The following is a 1,689-nucleotide window of genomic DNA, read 5'->3' on the forward strand; positions in this document are numbered from 1 at the left end:
CTTCTATTGCTTTGATATATTGCACATTTTTTATAATCAAATCTGATTTCCACCAAATTTTGCTTATATTCCATTGCTCAAGATAATCTGTCCATGACCATGTAATACTCCATGCCCCATCTGATTCTTGAGTATCTAAAATAAACTCACATTCATAATCGCATATTTCTTTATTTTCTATATAAAAATCACTTGTTTTACTATTTATAAATAATGATGGTTTACATACATAGTCAACTGCCCACTTTGTTGTGTCATAAGTTATAACATGTTGAATTTGTTTTTGCAATAAACCTCTAAATTCCTCTAAATCTAAAACTGAATTCATTGAGCTTTCTTTTAGATACTCATACAGTTCAACAAAACACGAAACAGTGTGCATAGATTCTAAAGGAAAATGTTTTTTAAAATAACTATATGATTCTTTAGCCAAATCACACCCCAATTCAAAAAGCTTACTATTTCTATCCGCAAATTTTAATATAAATCCAATAAAGTATGCTGTAGGATTATATGATATTTCTTGATTAAATTCATAATTCCACCAGGGTGCATGAGAATAATCATTATTAGTTATAATTGTATTTGACCAAGTATGTCCATCAAAATTCTTTCCTGAAGCTAAGTAATTCAATATTCCTAATATAATAGGATGATTTTTATCATTCATATTTATTTCTTTAATTATTTCCATAGCAACCCAGGTTTGTACAGGAGATGAGTTAGGATTCCAATAATCTGGTTCAAGTGCATTTCCAAAGCCTCCATCCTCATTTTGATATGTCATTAATACTGTTATAACTTCTTCTTTGCTCCCATTCTCAAAAAGGTATTTCCATCTTGCAATATCTATTGGTCTAGCATTTTTATAAATAAAGTTTTTTGCCTTTTCATAATACATATTCAAATCTCCACTCATTTTACAATCATTTCCTATTTATATAATAATTATATACTATATTTTACAAATAAAAAAGGAAACCAAATTTTGATCTCCTATTAACTATAACTTTTTTTCAGTAATATCTCTATATGCATCCTTAATTCCATTTTTAACAGCCCATTTAATAACAAAATATAATGCAATTAAAATAATAATAGCTGTTCCACTACTAACCCCTAACTCTTCCCACATTAATATCTTCCCCTAACATAAATTATTATTAGTCTATTCTAAAAATATATTTATTATGAAATCTAATATAGTAGTTTATTCAATACGCTATTTAATTCATCTGTAGTTTGAACAAAATAATCAGGCTGCTTTGTCCATTTATTATATGTATCTAAATTCAAATTCAAAAAATCAACAGTTATACATATAACCTTTATATCTTCTTCATTTAATGCATATTGTGCACTTTTACCAAATACTATATCTTCACTATGATCTCCTATATAAATAAAGGTTCCTTTCTTATTATTTATCTTTAATTTTTCTATACATTTAATAAAACCTGCAGGGTGAGGCTTCTGTTCACTACCTAATATGTCATCATATCCAATAACTGCATCAAAACAATTATCTACTCCATAATATTTTAATGTTTCCTTTATATTTTCGTTGCTATTTTGTGAGCAAATTCCCATTTTTATATGCTTTAGCTTTTTAAGTAGCTCTACCATCCCTTCAAAAATAGAAGGTATTGTCTTATTTTTTAGTTGTTCCGACGTCCAAAGTTCACCAGC

At 27.4% G+C, this 1,689-nt stretch carries 3 protein-coding genes; all 3 read right to left on the minus strand.

The features are described from left to right. Positions 1-901 (minus strand): hypothetical protein (locus tag Q0G30_RS14270; protein ID WP_294391435.1); only part of this gene is annotated, 901 nt, incomplete at its 3' end. A gap of 102 nt (positions 902-1,003) precedes the next feature. After that, positions 1,004-1,135 carry a DUF6019 family protein gene (locus tag Q0G30_RS14275; protein ID WP_221699219.1) on the minus strand — a complete coding sequence of 44 codons (132 nt, stop codon included), beginning with the start codon at positions 1,133-1,135 and terminating at the stop codon, positions 1,004-1,006. Positions 1,136-1,197: 62 nt separating this feature from the next. Continuing rightward, a partial coding sequence (locus Q0G30_RS14280; RefSeq protein ID WP_294391438.1) for an HAD-IA family hydrolase occupies positions 1,198-1,689 on the minus strand: 492 nt, incomplete at its 5' end.

It is taken from the genome of uncultured Clostridium sp. (genome assembly GCF_934754925.1).
In the GTDB taxonomy this organism is placed as follows: domain Bacteria; phylum Bacillota; class Clostridia; order Clostridiales; family Clostridiaceae; genus Clostridium.

Bases quoted from the DNA above. Each gene is read 5' to 3' on its own strand.
- Q0G30_RS14275 (WP_221699219.1), bottom strand. From the start codon at position 1,135: ATGTGGGAAGAGTTAGGGGTTAGTAGTGGAACAGCTATTATTATTTTA.